Genomic DNA, 21,506 nt, shown 5'->3' on the forward strand with positions numbered 1-21,506 from the left:
CGATGGACTCCCTGAACTCGCTCATCGACGGATTCGGTACGGCGCTCACGCCGATGAATCTGTTCTGGGCCGCGCTAGGTGTGCTGCTCGGCACGGCCATCGGGGTCCTGCCGGGCATCGGCCCCGCCATGGCGGTCGCGCTGCTGCTCCCGGTGACCTACGGGCTCGAACCGACCGGCGCCTTCATCATGTTCGCCGGTATCTACTACGGCGCGATGTTCGGCGGCTCCACCACGTCCATCCTGCTCAACACACCTGGTGAGAGCGCCTCCGTGGTGGCCGCGATCGAGGGCAACCCGATGGCCAAGAGCGGGCGCGGTGCCCAGGCCCTCGCGGCGGCGGCCGGCGGGCACTTCGCCGGAGGCATGATCGGCACGATGCTGCTGGTCCTCCTCGCTCCCGCCGTCGCGTCGCTCGCCGTGGACATCGGCGCCCCCGACTACTTCGCGATCATGGTGCTGGCGTTCATCGCCGTCACCTCCGTCCTCGGTTCGTCCCGGATCCGCGGTTTCGCCTCACTGCTCATCGGTCTCACCATCGGGCTGGTCGGCCTCGACCAGATGACCGGACAGCAGCGGCTGACCTTCGGCTCGCTCCAACTCGCGGACGGCGTCGATGTGGTGATCGTCGCGGTCGGGCTCTTCGCGATCGGCGAGGCCCTCTGGGTCGCCGCCCATCTGCGGCGTACCTCGGGCGAGGCGATCCCGGTCGGTCGTCCCTGGCTCGGCAAGGAGGACCTGCGTCGGACCTGGCGGCCCTGGCTGCGCGGACCGCTCATCGGATTCCCGTTCGGCGCGATCCCGGCCGGTGGCGCGGACATGACCACGTTCCTCTCGTACGTCACCGAGAAGCGACTTTCCAAGAACAAGGCGGAGTTCGGCAAGGGCGCCATCGAAGGCGTCGCCGGGCCCGAATCGGCGGCCACGGCCTCGGCAGCTGGGACGCTGGTCTCGATGCTGACCCTCGGACTGCCGACGACCGCCATCGCCGCCGTGATGCTCGCCGCCTTCCAGCAGTACGGCATCCAGCCAGGACCGCTGCTCTTCGAACGCGAACCCGAGCTGGTCTGGGGCCTGATCGCCTCGCTCTTCATCGGCCTGGTGCTGCTGCTCGCGCTCAACCTGCCGCTCGCGCCGGTCTGGGCCAAGCTGCTGCGCGTCCCGCGCCCCTATCTCTACGCGGGCATCCTCTTCTTCGCGGCCGTCGGCGCGTACGCGGTCGGCGGGGAGGCGCTGGACCTGGTCATCCTGCTGATCATCGGTCTGATCGGCTTCGGCATGCGGCGGTACGGACTGCCGGTGCTGCCGGCCGTGATCGGTGTCATCCTGGGCCCGGCCGCCGAAAACCAGCTGCGGCGCGCGCTCCAGATCAGCGACGGAAGCGTGACCGGACTGGTCAACACACCCTTCTCCGTGACGGTGTACGCGGTGATCGTGCTGCTGCTCGCCTGGCCGGGGGTGAAGAAGCTGATCGCGCTGCGCCGTGACCGCGGTGACCGTAGTGACCGCGGCGACCGCGCCGATGTGACCGTGTGAGGGACGAGGCCGGGCCGTACGAAGGTTGAGCCACGGCCGGCCCCTGCCCTGCCTCAGCGCCGCCTCGCGACCGCCACCCCGGTGGTCGCGGGGCGGCGACGTAGATCCGTCACGAGGTCAGGGGCGTTGTCAGTGGCGGCTGTCACCATCGGGGCATGACCACGATCGACTGGGATTCCCTCGCCGACTCCTTCGACCAGGAGCCCGACCACGGGCTGCTCGACCCGGCCGTCCGTGCCGCCTGGGCCGCCCGGCTGGGCGGCTGGCTGCCCGGAGCGCCCTCCCGGGTGCTCGACCTCGGGTGCGGTACGGGCAGTCTGGCCCTGCTCGCCGCCGAGCAGGGCCATCAGGTGACGGCCGTCGATCTCTCGCCCCGCATGGTGGGTCTGGCGAGGACCAAGCTCGCGGGTACGGACGCGGAGGTGCTGGTCGGTGACGCGGGGCGGCCACCGGTGGGAGAGCGGACGTTCGACGTGGTCCTGGTCCGCCATGTGCTCTGGGCGCTGCCCGATCCCGAAGAGGCCCTGCGGCACTGGACATCGCTGCTGCGACCGGGCGGCCGGCTGGTACTGATCGAAGGGGTCTGGTCCGGTACGGGCCTGCCCGCCGCGCGGCTCACCGCGGCCCTGGCCCCCCTCGCCGAACGGGTCCACCACGAGCGGCTGTCGTCGGAGCCCGCCCTGTGGGGCCGCCCCGTCGACGACGAGCGGTACGCGCTGATCGCCCGGACGGCCCCGACCCCGCGCCATACCGAGGTCGTCGACGTCCATCTGATCCTGCGCAGGGGCGACGAGGTGCTGCTCGCCCGCCGCTCCGGCACGGGATACGGGGACGGCCTGCTCAACGGACCCTCCGGACATGTCGAGCGGGGCGAGGACGTCCGTACGGCCATGATCCGTGAGGCGTACGAGGAGATCGGTGTCGAGCTGACCCCCGCCGATCTGCGCGTCGCGCTGGTCATGCAGCACCGGGGACCGGCCGGACAGCCCCGGATCGGCTGGTTCTTCGAGGCCGGGTACGGCGCGGGGGGCGAGCCGTACAACCGGGAGCCGGAGAAGTGTTCCGGCCTCTCCTGGCATCCGCTGTCCGCGCTTCCGGACGATCTGGTCGCCTACTGCCGCGCGGGCCTCGACGCCTACCGCGCCGGCGAACGGTTCGTCATCCACTGGCATGAGGACGGCGACCCGATCGCCCACACCCCGGGCATCCCCGACCGGTCGGTCATCCTGCCCGCCACCCTCGATCACGCGTTCCGTCGCGTTCCGGCCACCCCTGCCGTGTACCGCCCGGTGGTGGTGGGTCGTGGGGGAGAATCGGTCCGTGACCTTGAAGATCGTGATCGACCCGGCCGCCACGACCGCACCGTATGAACAACTGCGTGCCCAAATCTCCGCCAAGGCGCGGTCCGGCACGCTGCCGGTCGGATACAGACTCCCGACCGTACGGGGGCTCGCCGAGGAACTGGGACTGGCCGCCAACACCGTCGCCAAGGCATATCGCGCGCTGGAGACCGACGGGGTGATCGAGACGCGTGGCAGAAACGGTACGTTCGTCGCCGCCGCGGGGGAGGCAGCCGAGCGCGAGACCGCGGCGGCGGCACGGACCTACGCGGAGCGCGCCCAGCGACTGGGGCTCGGCCGGGCCGCCGCGCTCGCCGCGGTGGAGGAGGCCGTACGCGCCGTCTACGCCAAGTGACCGGAGGCGGCGCGAGCCCCTCGCCGCGCGACGGGCGCGGGACGTGGGCGCCGACGGTATCAGTGGTATCGGAGATACCAGGGCGTCAGAGGCGTCAGACGTATCAGACGTATCCGACGTATCAGGGGTGTCAGACGACGTAGCAGAGGTGTCGGACGTATCAGAGGTAGAGGCCCGCGTCCTCGCCCGTGTGCTGGGCGGGGACCGACGCCGGTCCGGTGCCCCGGCGCAGCGCGTACAGCTCCGCCAGCGTCGCCCCCTCCCGGCCGACCGCCGTCTCCCAGTCGCCGTCCTCCCGGCTCAGCCAGGACAGCGCCTCCGGACGGGTCAGCGAGCCGACCTCGATCCTGGCCAGACAGCGGCCCGGCCGGACCACGGCCGGATGCAGCCGCTCCAGATCCTCGTTGGTCGTCACGCCCACCAGGACGTTCCTGCCCTGGCCGAGCAGTCCGTCGGTGAGGTTCAGCAGCCGCGAAAGCGCCTGGCCCGCCGTGTGCTTGGCCTCACCGCGGATCAGTTCGTCGCAGTCCTCCAGGAGCAGCAGCCGCCAGCGGCCCTTGGCCGAGCCGTCGTCCTCGCCGATCGCGATGTCCATCAGATAGCCGACGTCGTTGAAGAGCCGCTCCGGGTCGAGCACACAGTCCACCTGGCACCAGTCGCGCCATGACCGGGCCAGCGTCCGCAGCGCGGAGGTCTTGCCCGTGCCCGGCGGGCCGTGCAGCAGAAGCAGCCGGCCCGCGATGTCGTCCGGGGTCACCTTCATCAACCGGTCCATCGCGTCGGCCACCGGCGCGGTGTAATTGGGCCTCACCTCGTCCCAGGTACCCGCCGCGATCTGCCGGGTGGTGCGGTGCGGGCCGCGGCGCGGCGAGACGTACCAGAAGCCCATGGTCACGTTCTCGGGCTGCGGCTCCGGCTCGTCCTGCGCGCCGTCCGTCACCTGGTGGTGGATCTTCTCGGCCAGTTCGGAGCTGACCGCCGTCACCGTGACATCGGCGCCGCGGTTCCAGCGGGACACCAGCAGCGTCCAGCCGGCGCCCTCGGCGAGGGTCGCGCTGCGGTCGTCGTCGCGGGCGGCGCGCAGCACGGTCGCGTCCGGCGGCAGCAGGGTCACACCCGTTCTGACCCGGTCGATCGTGGAGCTGTGGGAGTACGGCTGCTCGCCCGTGGCGAAGCGGCCGAGGAACAGCGCGTCGACCACATCCGAGGGCGAATCGCTGTCGTCGACGTTGAGCCGGATCGGCAGGGCGTCCTGAGGCTTGGCAGACATGCCGCCCATGATCCGGCACAGGGGCGGCCGATGCACGGTGTTTTGCCCTGTGGCGGCCGCTAGGGCCTTTCGTTCGGATCTCGCCGGGCTCGGGGTTCCAGGGCCCGTCCGCACGGGCCCCGGCCCGCCCGTACCCGTATCCGTCATCCGGGACCGGCCGCGATCCGGCGGCTCAACTCCCGGGCGATCGGTCCCGCCCGCCGGGCGCGGCGCACCATCGCGTATCCCTTGGTCAGCACCCGGTCCCCGGCGAACGCGCGGCCGACCGATCTGCCCTCCACCAGGCGTGAGAAGTCCTCGATGCCCGTGGTGCGGCGTACCGTCACCCGCGCGAGGGCGTAAGGGCCCTGGCTCCGGCGGGCGAGCGCGTTTCGTACGGCGAGCGACTGCGCGAACCCCGCCGCGCGGACCGTACGCCGTACGCGCCGGCTGGAGTAGCCGTACGGATAGGCGAAGGAGACGGGCGGGGTGCCCAGCTCCGTCGCGATGATCTCCCGGCAGCGCCGGATCTCGAAGCCGAGCCGTCGATCGTCGAGCTGGTCCAGTTGCGGATGAGTGTGGCTGTGGCCGCCGATCTCCGTACCGGCTGCGGCCAGTTCGCGCACCTGGTCCCAGTCGAGCATGGTGTCCGGCGCGCCGCCCTCGTCGTACGGCCCGCGCAGCCACCCCGTCGTGACGAACAGCGTGGCGGGGAAGGCGTACGGGGCGAGAGCGGGCAGGGCGTGCCGGTGCACGCCCTCGTAGCCGTCGTCGAAGGTGATCAGCACGGGCCGCCGCGGCAGCGGCGTGCCCGTGCGCCAGGCATCGGCGAGACCTGCCGCGGTCATGGGCGTGAACCCGCGCGTGTGCAGCAGCTCCATCTGCTCACCGAACGCCTCGGGCGAGACGGACAGCGCGTACGTGGCGGCCGGGGGCCGGGGCCCGACGGCGTGGTACATGAGGATCGGTACGGCGGTGCCCGTCTCGCCCCGGCTCACGCGACAGCGCCCCGGGGGCCGGTGCGTCCGGTGCGCGCTACGGCGGCCCTCTCCACCGGCCCTGACCCGACCGGCCCTGACCCGGGCGGCCCTGGTTCCCATGGAACGGGTTCCACCGGACGCGGCTTCACCGGAGCTGTCTTGATCGGACCGGAGGAGAAGGCGACGCCCCCGCCCCGGCTTCGGAAGAGGCCCACCAGATAGCCGGCGGTCGTCATCGTCACCCCGGCGACGATCACGCCGGCGCGGCCGAGACCATTCGGCCGCCCCCGCAACGCGTCGCGCACGCCGCGCACCACACCCGCCGGAAGCACGCGGGTGGTGTAGCGGCGCTCGGACGCGAGCCCCATCTCCACCCCCACGCTCCTGGCGACCAGCGCCTTCGACAGCCCCTCGGCGTAGGTACGCGTACGGAAGTAGCCGAGCCGCGTGCGGACCGTCGGCACCTTGTGGTGAATGACCGACCGGTCGTCGATCAGGATCACCGCGCCCGGCACGGCCGAGGCGAGCCGGATGCACAGCTCCGTCTCCTCGCAGCCCAGCGGACGCTTGTCGCCGTCGCGTCCGATCCCCGTCGCGAACCCCCCGGCCGCGTCGAACGCGGTGCGCCGGAAGGAGGCGTTGCCGCCGAGCACATTGCGCACCCGCGCCGTGCCGTGCGGCAGTCCCCGGTACGTACAGCCGACAACCCAGTCGAACTCCTCGGGGAACCACCCCGGCCTGCTCCCCGAGGCCCAGACCGGTAGCGTCCGCCCGCCGACCGCCAGCACGCGCGGATCGTCGTACGCCTCGTCGAAGAAGCGCAGCCAGTCCCGCTCGGCGACGGCGTCGTCGTCGAGGAACGCGACCAGCTCGCCGCGGGCGGCGGCGATGCCGGTGTTGCGGCCCGCGGAGAGCCCGCGCGGGCCCGCGTTGGCGAGCACCCGCACCTCTCCGCGCGCCGCGTGCTCCCGGTACTCCCGGCGGAGCCGTGCGAGCAGAGCCGCGTTGTGGTCGACCACGAGAAGTGTCTCCAGGGCCGGCAGTGACTGGTGCCGTACCGAGTCGACGGCCGCGAGGATGTCGTCCCAGCGGTCCTCGGTATAGACGCAGATCACCACGGAGAACGGCCGCCAATGGCGGGGTCGGGGAGGACGGGGAGCGCGCGGGGGAGGGTGGTGGCGGTGGTGAGCACGGGTCACAACACCTCACCCCCGGGCATCGTGGGTGCCACGGGGACGACAGGGACCGCCGGGATGGTGAACCGGAGACCGGCCGGACGCCGATGGACCGCCCGGACCGACCGGGGGATACCCCTCTCGCGCAGTATCACCCGCAGCACCCGGATGCCGTCACGGACGGCTCTCAGATTGCTGACGCCATGGATCCGGTCGTATTCGTGGCTCGGAATCTCCTGCACCCTCAACCCGGCCTTCACCACCCGGATGTTCATCAGGGTCTCGACCTCGAACCCGGTGCAGTCGAGCGTGATCTCGTCCAGGCAGTGGCGCCAGAAGGCGTTGTAGCCGTAGCAGAGATCGGTGTACCGGGCGCCGAACTTGGCGTTGACCACGGCGCAGAGCACCCAGTTGCCGAGCTTGCGGATCGGCGTCATGTCGTCCGTACCACCGCCGTTGGCGAAGCGCGAGCCCTTCGCGAAGTCGGCGCCGGAGACGAGGGCCGACACATAGGAGACGATCTCCTGCCCGTCGGCCGAGCCGTCCGCGTCGACCATCACGATGATGTCGCCGGTGCAGGCGGCGAAGCCGCTGATCAGGGCGTCACCCTTGCCTTTGCCGCGCTGTTCCACGACCTTCACGTCCGGCCGCAGCGTACGGGCGACCCGGACGGTGTCATCGGTCGAATTGCCGTCCACGAGCACGACTTCATGGATCCAGCCGGGCAGGGATCTGAAGACATACGGAAGGTTCTCCGCCTCGTTCATCGCCGGAATCACGACGCTCACGGGCGGGGCGATCGCCAAATGAGAGGAGACGGGCCGATAAGGCCGCTCGCTCACCGGACTTGGCTGACTCGCCATGGTCCGGGACGGAATGATCAATGGATCTTCGCCTGAGGATTCCGGGCGCAGAACAGCGCTCACTTGTCACTTTCCCTCTCGTCCGGTGGACCGCCCGCCCCCGGGCGGTCCGGCTGTGTTTCCGGTTCGAAAGGGGGGTTCTCACCCCGGCCATGACGGCATGGAACGTAGAACTCCCGCTGGACGGGTGAGCGTTGGAACGTGTCGCGCGGCATGCGACTCGGCACCGCACGCGGTCACCGAGTGCGGCCACCCCCCTACCGCGACCCGCGCCGGGAGCCAACGCGACGCTTGAGCCCTCCCCTTGAGCCATGCGTGCGATGGGCCGATGCGGGTGGATGTACGACGGTATTGATGCTTGGGACCCTATGGCAAGACCTGGAACCTCGGAGCGGTTTTCGCTTCTTTGGTCGTACATCGCCGGTCACATCCGTAACCTCCCTGATCGACTCCATTCAAACAGGGGTGAATTATGTGCTTCTGCCGCTTCAGCAGGGAAGCCTCTGAGAATGTTCTTGGCATGGACACTTCCAGCGAACTGAACTGCCTGGTAACAAAGTTGAGGCAGCAATCCTGCTAGGAGAGGTCTTATGAAACTGTCCCGCATCACTGCGTTCTCGTCCTCGCTCCTGCTGGGCGCCGTGCTGGCTCTCACCGGAGCCGCCACGGCCCAGGCGGCGGACTCGGCGGCAGCCGTCGACTATGTGGCGCTCGGCGACTCGTACTCCTCGGGCGTCGGCTCCGGCAGCTACGACAGCGCGAGCGGCAGCTGCAAACGCACCCCCAAGGCGTACCCCGCCCTCTGGGCGGCCGCCAACGCACCCGCCTCGTTCGCGTTCACCGCTTGTTCCGGTGCCCGTACGGGTGATGTGACCGCCAGTCAGCTGGGCCCGGTCAACTCGGGAACCGATCTCATCAGCATCAGCATCGGCGGGAACGACGCCGGCTTCGCGGATGTGATGACCACCTGTGTGCTCCAGTCCGAGTCGACCTGCCTCAGCCGGGTCGCGCAGGCGCGCGCCTACGTCGACAGCACGCTGCCAGGAAACCTCAACTCGGTGTACACGGCGATCAGATCGAAGGCGCCGTCGGCCCGCGTGGTCGTCCTCGGCTATCCGCGCTTCTACCAGCTCAACGGCAACTGCATCGCGGGGCTGAGCGAGGCGGAGCGGTCCGCGATCAACGCCGCCTCCGACCATCTCAACGCGGCGACCGCCAAGCGCGCGGCCGACTACGGCTTCACCTTCGCCGATGTGGCCGGCGCCTTCACCGGCCATGAGATCTGCTCCGGCTCGGCGTGGCTGCACAGCGTGAACTGGCTCAACATCGGCGAGTCGTACCACCCCACCGCCGCCGGTCAGTCGGGCGGCTATCTGCCGGCCTTCCGTTCGGCGGCCTGACGGGCCTGACGGGTGCGACGGGTGTGACGGTCGTGACGATCTGACGTCGTGACGATGGCGGGGCCGGTGACCGGGGTCTGATGACGCCGGAACCGGCCCCGCCGCACGCACCGGCCGGGATGCGGCGAAGTGTCCAACTCGCCCTGAAATAAGATGGATCGGGCGATGGTGGTCACTACCCGTACGGGTGTGGTCAATCGCAAAGGCGGTATACACGAGTGTCCGGGTGGGGCGATAGGGTTAACCTGCCCGGGCCGGGTGCCCTCGTACGGGTGGGGAGTGAAATGAAACAGATAACGGTGCACAGCAGGGCGCGAGTCCCTGCGATCACATGCGGGAGCAGCGCGTCCAGTTCGCGCCTCGACCGCCATCTCTCGGTGCTCGGCGGTCCCGCCGTGCCCCAGCGGGAGACGGCCGAGGCGACGCTGTTGATGCAGGAGCTGACGTCGCGTGACAGCTCGGAGACGCACGGAAGCAAGGGCGCGCGCGTCTCGCTCTTCGCGCCGCTGCGGCGGCTGCGCCGGACGCTGTTCGGCAGCCGCCGCTGATCCTCACGGCTCCAGGCGTTGGCGCGCCGCACCGTGAGGGCGTGACCGCCCCACGGCGTTTTCGCGTCCCCAACTGCCCGAGCTCGCCCGAGCGTTCCCGCGTGTGCTCGGGTGATCACGCCGCCCGGCGCAGCGCCGCACTCCCTCGTCCGTCATCCCCAACGGCCCGCGGCGGTGCGCCGGACCACGCCCGGCGCGTGACCTTCTCGGGCGACGACCCGGCCGGTGATCCACTCCCCGACACCGGTCCGGGCCGGCCGCCCGCGCACATCGCCCCCGGCTCCCTCCTCGCCCGTCACTTTCCGGCGTACCGCCGTACCGCGAGCGGTACGAACAGCGCGAGCAGCAGCAGCGAGCACAGCAGCGATCCGGCCACCGGATGCGCCACCGGCCAGGCCGCGTCCGCGGCCGGTGCGGCATTGCCACAGAGATCGCGGATGGCCGTGGCGAGCGCGCTGATCGGGTTCCACTCCGCGAGCACGCGCAGCCAGCCGGGCAGCCCCTCCGCCGGGATGTACGCGTTGGAGAGCAGCGGCAGGATGAATGTCACCGCGCCGAGCTGACCGGCCACTTCCTCATTTCGGATGAGCAGGCCGAGATACGTACCGACCCAGTTGGCCGCGAACCGGAAGAGCAGCAGCAGTCCGAGGGCCCCGAGCGCGCCGGGTACGCCGCCCTCGATCCGCCACCCCACCGCGATCCCCACCAGCAGCAGCGGCACCATCCCCACGGCCGTGGTCAGCAGATCCGCCGCGGTCTGCCCCAGCGGTACGGCGACCCTGCTCATCGGCAGCGTCAGAAACCGGTCCATGACCCCGCGCTGCACGTCCTGCGACGCCTGGAACATCCCCGTCATGATGCCGCCCGCGGCCGTCGCGGCGAGCAGGCCGGGCACGAGATACGCGCGGTACTGCTCACCCGGCATCGCCAGCGCGCTGCCGAAGACATAGCCGAAGAACAGCAGCATGTTGACCGGCATGGCCTGGGTGAGGATCACCACGCCCGGCGCGTGCCTGATCCGCTGGAGGTGACGTCCGAGGACGGCACCGCTGTCGTACGCGATCGCGTTCACGCGGCGTGCTCCTTGTCGTGTCGCCCGTTGTGCTTGCGGGCAGGTGACTCGTCATGTCGGTGCGGGGCGCGGGGTTCCGTACGGTCGGTCAGTCGCAGGAAGACCTCGTCGAGCGTCGGCGGACGCAGGCTCGCGTCGGCCACCGGCACCCCCGCCGTGTCCAGCTCCCGCACCAGCCGGGGCAGGGTCAGGGCCGGGTCCTTCGCCACGGCCCCCGCGGTACGGCGCTCCCGGTCGAGTGTGGGTTCGGCGCCGGTCAGCTGGTCGAGTACGGCCGCCGCCGCGAGGATCGCCGTCTCCAGCGCGGCCCGGGTGGGCTGCTCGGCGAGGACGACCTCCGCGTACGAGCCGATGCGCGCCTTCAGTTCGGCCGGGGTGCCGCGGTGGGCGGCCCGGCCCCGGTCGATCAGCACGATGTCATCGGCCAGCCGGTCGGCCTCCTCCAGATACTGCGTGGTCAGCAGGATCGTGGTGCCCCGGTCGGCGAGTTCGCGCACGGCCCGCCAGATCTGGTTGCGGCTGTGCGGGTCGAGCCCGGTGGTCGGCTCGTCGAGGAACAGCACCTGGGGCCTGGTCAGCAGGCTGGCGGCCAGATCGAGCCGCCGCCGCATGCCGCCGGAGTAGGTCCGTGCCGCCCGGTCCGCCGCGTCCGTCAGCTCGAAGCGCTCCAGCAGCTCATCGGCGCGGGCCCGGCCCGCCGGGCCCCTGATGCGGAGCAGCTTGGCGAAGAGCCGCAGGTTCTCCCGGCCCGTCAGCTCGCCGTCGACGGAGGCGTACTGGCCGGCGACCCCGATCGCCCGGCGCACCGCGCGCGGATCGGCGATCACGTCATGCCCGGCGACCAGGGCGGTGCCCGCGTCGGGCGTGGTGAGGGTGGTCAGGATCCGTACGGCGGTGGTCTTGCCCGCGCCGTTCGGCCCGAGCACCCCGCAGACCGTGCCCTCCGCGACGGCCAGATCCAGGCCGCGAAGCGCGTGCACATCGGCGCCGTAGCGCTTCTCCAGACCTTCACTAAGTACAGCGTACGTAGTTGTCATGCGGCTCACCGTAGCGCACTACGTACGTTGTACGTAACTAAGATGGTGGACGAGGTGATGATCGATGGCGGGGCGACCTGCTGAACCCGAAGTGATCTGGGCACGCCCGGAACGGTCAGGACGCGGCCCCAAGCCGGCGTTCAGCCGCGCCGACATCGCGGCGGCGGCCTGCCGTATCGCCGACGCGGGCGGCCTCGACGCCGTGACCATGCGCCATGTCGCCGCCGAACTGGGCTGCGGCACGATGTCGCTCTACAACTACGTGCCGCGCAAAGAGGATCTGTACGAGCTGATGGTCGACCGGGTCTCCGGTGAGTACGACCTGCCCGAGAAGCCCACCGGGGACTGGCGGGCCGATCTGACGGCCCTCGCGCACCGGGCCCGCGCGATCATGCACCGGCATCCCTGGATGTCCCGGCTGATGTCGGCGGTCTACGGGCTGAGCCCGAACACGATGCGGTACCTCGAATACAGCCTGAGCTGCCTGGACGAGTTGGATGTGTCCTTCGGCGAGAAAATGGAGCTGGTGGCCATGGTCAACGGGGTCGTGACGACCTATGTCGCCAATGAGCTCCAGACCGCCGAGCGCACCAAGTCCCTGCCCTGGTCGGCGGAGAAGGAGCACGCCGTGCGCATGGCCTATCTGGGGCGTGAGATCGCCTCCGGCCGCTATCCACGCATGGCGGCGGCGTTCGCGGAGGATTCGGGACCGGTCGACATGGAGGCCGTCTTCGACCGGGCGCTCGCGCGGGTCCTCGACGGGTTCGACGCCCGGCGGCCCAAGACGTCCTGATACGCCCCGGCCGCCGCGCGGCGGGCGCGAGCCCCGCCCTCCGGGCGGACGGCGCCCTGGGTCGGACAGGCCCGGGTCGGACGGGCCGCGGTCAGACGGGCCCGGGTCAGATCAGCGCGAACTGGCCGTCCGGTCCCTCCTCATGATGGTCCAGCACGGAGGCCGGCCGCCGGGCCGCCGCCGGGACCGGCAGCACGCCCGCGGCGCGCAGCTCCGCCGTACCGATCTCCGGGCCGTCCCCGCGCAACCGGGCCTGAAGCGGCCGGAGTTCGGCCAGCAGCGCCAGGACGGTGATCAGCTCAAGCAGTTCCGAGGTCCACTCCCGCGGCCACTCCGACGGGCGGATCGCCGCCAGCGTCCCCGGCTCGGGGCGGGCCGTACGGCGCTTGAACCACAGCTCCAGCGTCCGTACGCCGCCCACCGTGAACTCCCACGCCCCGGCCGGTACGGGGGAGATCCGGCCGGAGCCGAGCCGGAGCACCTCGTCCCCGGGGTCGTACGCGATCGCCTCCGGCCGGGCCGGAACGGCGGCCCGCACATAGGGACGGCGGCCACCGGGCAGCCGGGGGCGCTCACCCCCGTGCGCCCCGCGCAACTGGATCCGCGTCAGCCGCCGCCCCAACTCGACCCCGGAGGCCCACACGGCGGGATCGGCGGTCAGCGGGACCGCGCAGCCGGCCGGGGTGCCCACGGCGACCGCCAGGGCCCAGGCGAGCACGTCCTCGGCGGTGACCTCCTGGCCGTACCGCGCGGCCAGCAGGGCGGTCAGCCCGGGGGCCAGATTGGGTTCCACACCGCCGGGACGGCGGTAGAGCGGCCGGATCCTGCCCGGCCGCCCGGCCGGGGAGCGGCCGTCCGGGAGCACCGCGCCGACCAGCAGCGCGGGCCCGGCCGCCGCCGGTACGAACCCCTGCTCCATGGCGAAGACCTGATGGTCGTCGGCGACCCGCCACAGCTCGGGGCGGGCCGCGTCGATCAGCCGGTGGTCGGGGATCAGCCACTGCTCGTCGAACGGCCCGTGCAGTACGCGGACCGGTTCGGGGCACCGCCCCGACTCCCGCGCGAACCGCCCGGTACCGGTGGCCCGGCCCGGCAGCGCGGCGACCGCGCTGTACGGCGTACGCGCCCGGGTCGGCCCGAACAGCGCCTCTCGCTCGGCGCCCTCGGCCCGTACGAGCCGGTCCCAGCGCGCGGTGAGGGAGGGCCGGTCGGGGGCGAGGATCCACTCCCTGCCGAACCGCAGCGGGGGCGTCGACCACGGCATGAGATCGCTGAGCAGCGGGCTCTCGTCCGTGGCCCCGGACCGCGTCGCCGTCATGCGGACCGTCCCTCCCGTCGGTCTGTGCGCCCTCGATGGCATGCTATCGGCCACCGCGTACCGGCCGCCGGGGCGGTTTGCCCCCCTGGGAAACGGGGACAGGGCCTACCCCATGAGGTCCGCCTCGACCGTGACCGAGAAGGCGAACCGGTCCCCCCGGTAGTGGATCCGCGCCACATCGGCGACCCGGCCGCTCTCGTCGTATGTCACCCCCGTGTAGTGCAGGATCGGGCTCAGCAGCGGCACCCGCAGCAGCTCGGCCGTGACCGGGTCCGCGAGCCGGGCCTCCACCGTGTCCGTGATCCGGCTGATCCGGATCCCGACCATGTCGCGCAGCACCTTCGTCATCGGCCAGCGCTCCAGATCGGTCACCTCGATGCCGGCCGCGATGTCCGGGCGGACCGCGTTCTCCGCCCAGTTGACGGGTTCGCCGCTCTCGCCGTCGCAGCGCAGCCTGCGGTACGTGATCACCTCGTCCGCCCCGGGGAAGTACTCCGCGAGTTCGCCGGGCACCGGGGCCGGGCCATGGCCGAGGAGCGTGGTCAGCTCACCGGACTGCTGGGCCACGATCGCGTCGATCGAGCCGAGCAGCCGGCGCGGGGCGCCGCGCCGGGCGCCCGGTTCTATGAAGGTGCCGCGCCGCCGGTGCCGGCTGATCAGGCCCTCCTTCTCCAGCTCCTTGAGGGCCTGACGCATCGTCAACACACTGACGCCGTAGTGCGAGGCGAGCTGTTCCTCGGTCGGCAGCCGGAGCGGATCGTGCGGCCGGCGGCCCAGTATCGAGGCGCGCAGCGACTGCGAGACCTGATACCAGAGCGGAAGCTTGCGGTTCAGGATCAGCGAGTCCGGGGCGAAGGAGGTCACCGGCGACTCCCCGGCTGTGGCGACTCCAAAACGGTGGCACCTCCGCGACTGCGTGTCCGAGACTCCGGGTCACTCCGGGTCATGGCCTGAAGTGGCGTTCCAGACCTTGCCATACGTTGTCGTAACCGTGTTGAAGATGGGTGGCACCCGCCGCCTGCCCGGTCGCCGTCACCGGCCACCGGGTCTCGAACATGAAGGCCAGCCCGTCGTCGATCTTCTGTGGCCTGAGCTCGGCGGCGCTCGCCCGGTCGAAGGTCTCCCGGTCGGGGCCGTGCGCCGACATCATGTTGTGCAGCGAGCCGCCACCGGGGACGAAGCCCCCCTTGCCCGCCGTCTTGGCGTCGTACGCGCCCTCGATCAGGCCCATGTACTCGCTCATCACATTGCGGTGGAAGTACGGCGGCCGGAACGTGTCCTCACCGACCAGCCAGCGCGGCGCGAAGACGACGAAGTCGACTCCGGCGAGGCCCGGGGTCTCGGACGGTGATGTCAGCACCGTGAAGATCGACGGATCGGGATGGTCATAGCTGATGCTCCCGATGACATTGAAGCGGCGCAGATCGTAGACGTACGGCACATGATTGCCGTGCCAGGCCACCACATCGAGCGGGGAGTGGTCATAGGTGGCGGCCCAGAGATTGCCGCAGAACTTGTTGACCACCTGGGTCGGCCGCTCGATGTCCTCGTACGCGGCGACCGGCGCGCGGAAGTCACGCGCGTTGGCCAGGCCGTTGGCGCCGATCGGCCCGAGGTCGGGCAGGACGAACGGCCGGCCGTGGTTCTCGCAGACATAGCCGCGTGCCGTCTCGTCCAGCAGCTCGACCCGGAAGCGCATCCCGCGCGGTACCAGCGCCACCTCGCCCGGCTGGGCCGCGAGCAGGCCGAGCTCCGTACGGATCAGCAGTCCGCCGTGTTCGGGAACGATCAGCAGTTCGCCGTCCGCGTCGCTGAACACCCGGTCCGTCATGGGGGAGTTGGCGTAGTAGAGATGAATCGCCATCCCCGTGCGCTGCGCCGCGTCGCCGTTGCCGCCCAGTGTCCACAGACCGGCCAGGAAGTCGGTGCCGGGGGCGGGCTCGGGCAGCGGGTCCCAGCGCAGCCGGTTGGGGTCGGGCACGGTCTCGGTGAACGGGGCGCCACGGACCGAGCCGTTGTCGATCCGGGCGAACGGCGGATGCGCCGCCGACGGGCGGATCCGGTACAGCCAGGACCGCCGGTTGTGCGCGCGGGGCTCGGTGAACGCGCTGCCGCTCAGCTGTTCCGCGTAGAGACCGAGCGGCGCGCGCTGGGGCGCGTTGCGGCCCACCGGCAGCGCCCCCGGCACGGCCTCGGAGCTGTGCTCATTGCCGAAGCCCGAGGAGTGGTCCAGCTCCCCGGCCGTCTTCCGCGCCCGCTCGATGTCGTTCGTCATCCGCATGCACTCCTCGATCAAGGAATCCCGGAAGGTTAATCCTATGGACTACCGTAGGATTAGTGGTGCGCTGCGTCAACGGGACCGAGCGGCATCATGGATCCCGTGTCACGCGACCGTACGCATACGCAGCCCGACGCCGAGCCCAGCGCAGGCGCCGAACCCGAGCCCGAGCCCGAATCCGTCCCCGACGCCGATGTCGGCGAGGACGTGGCGGCCGACGAAGAATCCGAGGTCGGAGGGCTGCGCAAAGTACCTGTGCAGCAGCGCAGCACGGAGCGGCTGGCCCGGATCCTCGACGCCTGCGGAGTGCTCCTCGACGAGGGCGGATACGAGCAGTTGTCCACCCGGGCCGTCGCCGCTCGCGCGGGCGTTCCCATCGGCTCGGTCTATCGCTTCTTCGTCAACAAGCGGGCCATGGCGGACGCACTCGGAAGGCGCAATCTCGACAGCTATACCGAGGGCATCGCGGACCGGCTCACGAGGCTCGACCCGAACGACTGGCGGGGCGCCATCGACGCCGTCATGGACGAATACCTCTCCATGAAGCGCACTGTGCCCGGCTTCTCGCTGGTGGACTTCGGGGCCCAACTCCCGCTGGGCACCCGGCCGCAGCCACTCGACCGTATCCCCGTCGACCCGGCGACCGACCCCAACCACCGGGTCGCCAGACGCCTCGCCGGACTGCTCGCCGGCCATCTCGGCCGGGCGCCCGACCCGGCTCTGCACCGCACGGTCCTGGTCGCCACCGAGGCCGCCGACGCGCTGCTCCAGCTGGCGTTCCGGATGGATCCGGCCGGTGATCCCTGGATCGTGGGGGAGACGAGGAAGCTGCTGCGGGCCTATCTGGCCAGGACGTTCGACTGAGGTTTCCTCTTTCCCCATCCCTTCCCCCACCTCGGCCCCCGGCCCGACCCGCTCTCGGGCGCGACGGTGCTCAACGGCTTGCCCGTCGAACTGTCGCGGGCCACCCCAACTCTCTGGCTCCCCTTTACCACCCCCGCTGTGACCTGGGCTTTTGCTCGTATTGCTCGCATGTCAACATCTTGTTAACGGCTGGAGGCCAGCCCTAACGTCATCCGGACCGCCGCCCCCGGCGGGAGTTCAAAGGTGAACGTGAGGGGCCTCCTAAATGCTGACCATCCTCGGCTTCGTCATGATCGCCACCTTCCTGGTGCTGATCATGATGAAGAAGATGTCGCCGATCGCGGCGCTGGTGCTCATCCCAGCACTCTTCTGCGTTCTCGTAGGGCAGGGGGGACAGCTGGGTGACTATGTCATCAAGGGCGTCGGCGACCTCGCGCCCACCGCCGCCATGCTGATGTTCGCCATCGTCTACTTCGGCGTGATGATCGACGTCGGGCTCTTCGATCCGATCGTCCGGGGCATCCTGCGCTTCTGCAAGGCCGACCCGATGCGGATCGTCGTCGGTACGGCCGTGCTCGCCGCGATCGTCTCCCTGGACGGTGACGGCTCCACCACCTTCATGATCACCGTCTCCGCGATGTATCCGCTCTACAAGCGGCTCGGGATGAGCCGGATCGTGATGACCGGCGTCGCCGCCACCGCGAACGGCGTGATGAACACCCTGCCCTGGGGCGGCCCGACGGCCCGTGCGGCGACCGCGCTCAAGGTCGACGCCGGCGATGTGTTCGTCCCGATGATCCCGGCGCTCGGCGTCGGACTGCTCGCCGTGTTCTTCCTCGCTTATGTGCTGGGCCTCCGGGAGCGCAAGCGGCTGGGCGTCCTCACCCTCGACGAGGTGCTGGAGACGGGGACCAGGAGCGAGACCGTACTGGTCGAGGCGGGAAGCGGTACGACCACGACGGTCGTCGGCGGCGGCAGCGGAGCCGGCAGGACCGGCGGTACCGGTACGGGCAAGGCCCTCGGCGGCAGCGGCAGCGACGGCGGCGGTACGGACGCCACCGGCGACGACGGAACGTCCGGCGACGAGGGCTTCCAGGGTCTCGACCCCCACCGCGCGACCCTGCGCCCCCGTCTCTACTGGTTCAACGCCGGGCTGACGGTCGCCCTGCTCACCGCGATGATCATGGAATTGATGCCGATCCCGGTCCTCTTCCTCCTCGGCGCGGCCCTCGCCCTCACCGTCAACTACCCCAACATGGCCGAACAGAAGGCCCGGATCGGTGCCCACGCGGAAAACGTTCTGAACGTCTCCGGTATGGTCTTCGCCGCCGCCGTCTTCACCGGTGTCCTCACCGGCACCGGTATGGTCCAGCACATGGCCGACTGGCTCGTCGGCGCCATTCCGGACGGCATGGGCCCGCACATGGCCATCGTCACCGGTGTACTGAGCGTGCCGCTCACCTACTTCATGTCCAACGACGGTTTCTACTTCGGAGTCCTGCCCGTGCTCGCAGAGGCCGGCGCCGCCCATGGCGTCTCCCCGCTGGAGATAGCCCGCGCCTCGCTCGTCGGCCAGCCGCTCCACATGTCGAGCCCGCTCGTGCCCGCCGTCTACGTCCTCGTGGGCATGGCCAAGGTCGAGTTCGGCGACCACACCAAGTTCACCGTCAAGTGGGCGGCGCTCACCTCGCTGGTGGTGCTCGCCGCCGGAGTCCTCTTCGGCATCATCTGATGGTTTCCGCTCCGGCCCCGGTGGGGGCGCCCGGTGGGAGAGGCTGGCTCCTGCGTCTGGTCATCGCCTTCGGCTTCGCGCAGGGCGCGGTGTCGATGGCGCGGCCGGCGGTCTCCTACCGGGCGCTCGCCGTGGGCGCGGACGAGCGCGCGATCGGTGTGATCACGGCCGTCTACGCGCTGCTGCCGCTCTTCGTCGCCGTACCGCTCGGCCGCAGGACCGACCACGGACGGTGCGCCCCTCTGCTGGTGGCCGGCCTGGTGCTGATCTCGGTCGGCTGCGCGCTCAGCGGCACGGCGGGCTCCCTGCCAGAACTGGCCGCCTGGAGCGGGGTGATGGGCCTCGGCCACCTCTGCTTCGTCATCGGCGCCCAGTCGATCGTCGCCCGCCGCAGCGCCCCTGACGAACAGGACCGCAACTTCGGCCACTTCACCATCGGCGCCTCCCTCGGTCAGCTGGCGGGACCGGTCGCGGCCGGGCTGCTGGTCTCCGGCCAGGGCGGCGAGATGGCGCGTACGAGCGCCCTCGCGCTGCTCGTCTCGGCCGCCGCCGCGGCGGTCTCCTTCACCTCTCTGTGGCGGATAGAGGCGCGTACGGCCCCCGACACCCCCGCCGGGCGCCGCGCCGCCAAGGTCCCGGTCCGCCGGATCCTGCGGACCCGGGGAGTGCCGGCGGGCATCTTCATCAGCCTGGCCGTGCTCTCCGCGACCGATGTCCTCACCGCCTATCTGCCGGTCATCGGTGAGGAGCGAGGGATCGCGCCCACCGTGATCGGGCTGCTGCTCAGCCTGCGTGCCGCGGCCACCATCGCCTGCCGGCTGGTGATGAGCCCGATGCTCCGGTGGCTCGGCCGTACGGTCCTGCTCACCTCCACCTGTCTGCTCGGCGGACTGCTGTGCGCGGGCATCGCCCTGCCCGTACCGGTGTGGGGGCTCGCCCTGATGCTCGCGGCGCTCGGGTTCTGTCTGGGCGTCGGGCAGCCGCTGTCGATGACGACCGTCGTACGGGCCGCCCCGGACGAGGCCCGCTCCACCGCGCTCGCGCTGCGGCTCACCGGCAATCGGCTCGGCCAGGTCGCCGCCCCGGCCTCCGCCGGTCTGGTCGCGGGAGTCGCGGGCATGGCCGCGCCGTTCGTCATGCTCGGCGCGCTCTTGGTGGCCGCGGCCGGACTCGGCCTGCGCACGTCGGGCGGAACACCCGCGGTCGCACCGCCGGGGACCTCGCCGGGTACCGGCTCCGGTTCGGACACCGCGACCGGCCCCGGCTCCGACACCGCGACCGGCCCTGGTTCGGACGCCGCCACCGGCCCTGGTTCGGACGCCGCGACCGGTACGGACACCGCCACCGGTACGGGCATCGGCGTGGAACCGGGCAGCCACCCCGCCCCGGCACGCGACACCCCCTGAGTCAGGTCCCGCAAGGTCACCGAACCTTCGCGAGAGTCATTCCCTGACAGCGCGTAGTCGGCTAACTTCAGGCGTCCCACCCGCTCCACCTTTCTCCTTCCCGGGCGGAACCATTCATGACTCGCGCCATCTCTCTGCACAGCGTCAGCAAGGTGTACGGACGCTCCACCCGCGCCGTCGACCGCTTCTCGATCGATATCGCACCAGGCGAGTTCGTGGTGCTCCTCGGCCCCTCGGGGTGCGGCAAGTCGACCGTGCTGCGCATGATCGCCGGTCTTGAGCACATCACCGACGGCGAACTGCTCCTGGACGGGGAACTCTCCAACGACGCCCCGCCGCGCGAACGTGACATGGCGATGGTGTTCCAGAACTTCGCGCTCTACCCGAACATGACCAACCGCGACAACATCGGCTTCCCCCTCCTGCTGGAGAATCCGCGCGAGGACCGTACCCAGCGGATCGAGGCCACCGCCCGGATGCTCGGCATCGAGAGCGTGCTCGACCGCTATCCGAACCAGCTCTCCGGCGGCGAACGCCAGCGGGTCGCGATGGGCCGGGCCATCTCCCGGCGGCCCTCCACCTTTCTGATGGACGAACCGCTCTCCAATCTCGACGCGAAGCTGCGCAGCCATCTGCGCGCCGAGATAGCCCGGCTCACCGCCGAACTGGGCGTCACCACCGTCTATGTGACGCATGATCAGGCCGAGGCGATGTCGCTCGGCGACCGGGTCGCGGTCATGCGCGGCGGAGTGCTCCAACAGGTGAGCGCGCCGCGCGAGGTGTACGCGCTGCCGGAGAACGTGTTCGTGGCCGCGTTCATCGGCACCCCCCGGATCAATCTGCTCCAGGCCACGGTGTTCGCGCCGCTGGACGGACGGATGTCCATCGACCTCGGCAAGCAGCGTCTCCCGCTGCCCGAACCCCTCAGCTCCGACCACCAGTTACTCCGGATCCAGCAGGGCAGGCAGATCATCGTCGGGCTGCGCTCCGAGGCGGCCCGTATCGCCGCGCCGAGCCAGGCGCGCCCCGGTGAGGTGGCGCTGAGCGGCATCGTCGAGCACATGGAGTACCAGGGCCACGAGGCGCTGGTACATCTCAATATCGGCTCCCTGCCCGCGATCGTGGCCGATCTCGAATCCCCCCGGCCCAAGTCGCCCACCCGGCGGCGCGGCAGGAGCGGCCCCGGCATGCTGGAGCGGCTCAGGGAGCGCACGATCGGCCGGGTCAGCGGCCCGGTCGTGGCGCTCGACGACCCGGAACCGCCGCGCCCGGCCACGTACAGCCCGGAGCGTCCCGCCATCTCGGCGAGCGATCTGGTCGTCCGTACCGGCCCCGACATGCGGCTGCGCACGGGCGCGCAGGTGCCGCTCCTCGTCGATCTCGCCCATCTCTATGTCTTCGACGACTACGGCCGCCGAATCTGCCCCGCGCCGAGGGACCTGCCCGGACTAGGCCCTGTCTGACACATCCCGCCTGGCTCGCGACGCCTGGCACGCGCGCTCGCCGCGTTGTCGGGCTCGTCCAAGTACGTCCAGTACGAGAACGACCCTCCGCCTTGCGA

At 70.8% G+C, this 21,506-nt stretch carries 19 protein-coding genes; 10 read left to right on the forward strand and 9 right to left on the reverse strand.

What is annotated here, in order from left to right; all coding sequences use genetic code 11:
• Positions 1-2 precede the first annotated feature (2 nt).
• The 3 genes from ABTZ59_RS30010 (at position 3) to ABTZ59_RS30020 (ending at position 3,230) form a co-directional block, all read left to right on the forward strand.
• On the forward strand, positions 3-1,535 hold the full coding sequence (locus ABTZ59_RS30010) for a tripartite tricarboxylate transporter permease (protein ID WP_351419960.1): 1,533 nt from the start codon (positions 3-5) through the stop codon (positions 1,533-1,535).
• A gap of 155 nt (positions 1,536-1,690) precedes the next feature.
• Positions 1,691-2,905, forward strand: a complete 1,215-nt coding sequence (locus ABTZ59_RS30015; protein ID WP_351419963.1) for a methyltransferase domain-containing protein — start codon at positions 1,691-1,693, stop codon at positions 2,903-2,905.
• Positions 2,856-3,230: a GntR family transcriptional regulator gene (locus ABTZ59_RS30020; protein ID WP_351419966.1), complete on the forward strand. Its 375-nt coding sequence runs from the start codon at positions 2,856-2,858 to the stop codon at positions 3,228-3,230. Before ABTZ59_RS30015 ends, ABTZ59_RS30020 begins: the two co-directional genes overlap by 50 nt.
• Before the next feature lie 160 nt (positions 3,231-3,390).
• Here ABTZ59_RS30020 and ABTZ59_RS30025 read toward each other — a convergent pair whose 3' ends face one another.
• From ABTZ59_RS30025 to ABTZ59_RS30040, 4 genes are all read right to left on the reverse strand, one after another.
• Positions 3,391-4,500, reverse strand: a complete 1,110-nt coding sequence (locus ABTZ59_RS30025; RefSeq protein ID WP_351419968.1) for a DUF5925 domain-containing protein — start codon at positions 4,498-4,500, stop codon at positions 3,391-3,393.
• Positions 4,501-4,643: 143 nt separating this feature from the next.
• A complete protein-coding gene (locus ABTZ59_RS30030; protein ID WP_351420015.1) occupies positions 4,644-5,438 on the reverse strand; it encodes a polysaccharide deacetylase family protein in 795 nt (264 codons plus the stop codon).
• Positions 5,439-5,473: 35 nt separating this feature from the next.
• Positions 5,474-6,574 (reverse strand): glycosyltransferase family 2 protein, encoded by a 1,101-nt coding sequence (locus ABTZ59_RS30035; RefSeq protein WP_351419970.1) that lies wholly within the window; start codon positions 6,572-6,574, stop codon positions 5,474-5,476.
• An 80-nt stretch (positions 6,575-6,654) separates the two neighbouring features.
• Complete coding sequence (locus ABTZ59_RS30040) at positions 6,655-7,560, reverse strand: glycosyltransferase family 2 protein (RefSeq protein WP_351419973.1); 906 nt, start codon at positions 7,558-7,560, stop codon at positions 6,655-6,657.
• A gap of 527 nt (positions 7,561-8,087) precedes the next feature.
• On the opposite strand from ABTZ59_RS30040, the gene ABTZ59_RS30045 reads away from it, so the two are divergent.
• On the forward strand, positions 8,088-8,897 hold the full coding sequence (locus tag ABTZ59_RS30045) for an SGNH/GDSL hydrolase family protein (protein WP_351419976.1): 810 nt from the start codon (positions 8,088-8,090) through the stop codon (positions 8,895-8,897).
• A gap of 284 nt (positions 8,898-9,181) precedes the next feature.
• Positions 9,182-9,445: a hypothetical protein gene (locus ABTZ59_RS30050; RefSeq protein ID WP_249951233.1), complete on the forward strand. Its 264-nt coding sequence runs from the start codon at positions 9,182-9,184 to the stop codon at positions 9,443-9,445.
• A 295-nt stretch (positions 9,446-9,740) separates the two neighbouring features.
• Here the strand turns inward: ABTZ59_RS30050 and ABTZ59_RS30055 are convergent, their stop codons facing one another.
• Together ABTZ59_RS30055 and ABTZ59_RS30060 are read right to left on the reverse strand one after the other, a co-directional pair.
• Positions 9,741-10,517: an ABC transporter permease gene (locus ABTZ59_RS30055; RefSeq protein ID WP_351419981.1), complete on the reverse strand. Its 777-nt coding sequence runs from the start codon at positions 10,515-10,517 to the stop codon at positions 9,741-9,743.
• Entirely contained in the window at positions 10,514-11,554 is a 1,041-nt protein-coding gene (locus ABTZ59_RS30060) for an ATP-binding cassette domain-containing protein (protein WP_351419984.1), read from the reverse strand. The genes ABTZ59_RS30055 and ABTZ59_RS30060 overlap by 4 nt, the downstream gene beginning before the upstream one ends.
• A gap of 64 nt (positions 11,555-11,618) precedes the next feature.
• Between ABTZ59_RS30060 and ABTZ59_RS30065 the strand changes: the two genes are divergently transcribed.
• Entirely contained in the window at positions 11,619-12,347 is a 729-nt protein-coding gene (locus ABTZ59_RS30065; RefSeq protein WP_351419988.1) for a TetR/AcrR family transcriptional regulator, read from the forward strand.
• Positions 12,348-12,453: 106 nt separating this feature from the next.
• Here ABTZ59_RS30065 and ABTZ59_RS30070 read toward each other — a convergent pair whose 3' ends face one another.
• The 3 genes from ABTZ59_RS30070 to hmgA all read right to left on the reverse strand — a co-directional run bounded on the left by ABTZ59_RS30070 (position 12,454) and on the right by hmgA (position 15,940).
• On the reverse strand, positions 12,454-13,665 hold the full coding sequence (locus tag ABTZ59_RS30070) for a type ISP restriction/modification enzyme (protein WP_351419992.1): 1,212 nt from the start codon (positions 13,663-13,665) through the stop codon (positions 12,454-12,456).
• 105 nt (positions 13,666-13,770) lie between these two features.
• Positions 13,771-14,529, reverse strand: coding sequence for a GntR family transcriptional regulator (locus ABTZ59_RS30075; protein WP_351419995.1), 759 nt, complete (start codon positions 14,527-14,529; stop codon positions 13,771-13,773).
• A 79-nt stretch (positions 14,530-14,608) separates the two neighbouring features.
• The gene (gene hmgA, locus ABTZ59_RS30080; RefSeq protein WP_351419998.1) at positions 14,609-15,940 is read right to left on the reverse strand and encodes a homogentisate 1,2-dioxygenase; all 1,332 of its coding nucleotides are present in this window, start codon (positions 15,938-15,940) and stop codon (positions 14,609-14,611) included.
• Positions 15,941-16,150: 210 nt separating this feature from the next.
• Here hmgA and ABTZ59_RS30085 point away from each other — a divergent pair, with 210 nt between their 5' ends.
• The 4 genes from ABTZ59_RS30085 to ABTZ59_RS30100 all read left to right on the forward strand — a co-directional run bounded on the left by ABTZ59_RS30085 (position 16,151) and on the right by ABTZ59_RS30100 (position 21,408).
• Positions 16,151-16,807: a TetR/AcrR family transcriptional regulator gene (locus tag ABTZ59_RS30085; RefSeq protein WP_503003780.1), complete on the forward strand. Its 657-nt coding sequence runs from the start codon at positions 16,151-16,153 to the stop codon at positions 16,805-16,807.
• A 265-nt stretch (positions 16,808-17,072) separates the two neighbouring features.
• Entirely contained in the window at positions 17,073-18,539 is a 1,467-nt protein-coding gene (locus ABTZ59_RS30090) for a CitMHS family transporter (protein WP_351420000.1), read from the forward strand.
• On the forward strand, positions 18,539-19,945 hold the full coding sequence (locus ABTZ59_RS30095) for an MFS transporter (protein WP_351420003.1): 1,407 nt from the start codon (positions 18,539-18,541) through the stop codon (positions 19,943-19,945). Before ABTZ59_RS30090 ends, ABTZ59_RS30095 begins: the two co-directional genes overlap by 1 nt.
• 116 nt (positions 19,946-20,061) lie before the next feature.
• Complete coding sequence (locus ABTZ59_RS30100) at positions 20,062-21,408, forward strand: ABC transporter ATP-binding protein (protein ID WP_351420006.1); 1,347 nt, start codon at positions 20,062-20,064, stop codon at positions 21,406-21,408.
• The last annotated feature ends 98 nt before the right edge of the window (positions 21,409-21,506 follow it).

The organism is Streptomyces sp. NPDC094034 (genome assembly GCF_040303865.1).
Taxonomy (GTDB): Bacteria; Actinomycetota; Actinomycetes; order Streptomycetales; family Streptomycetaceae; genus Streptomyces.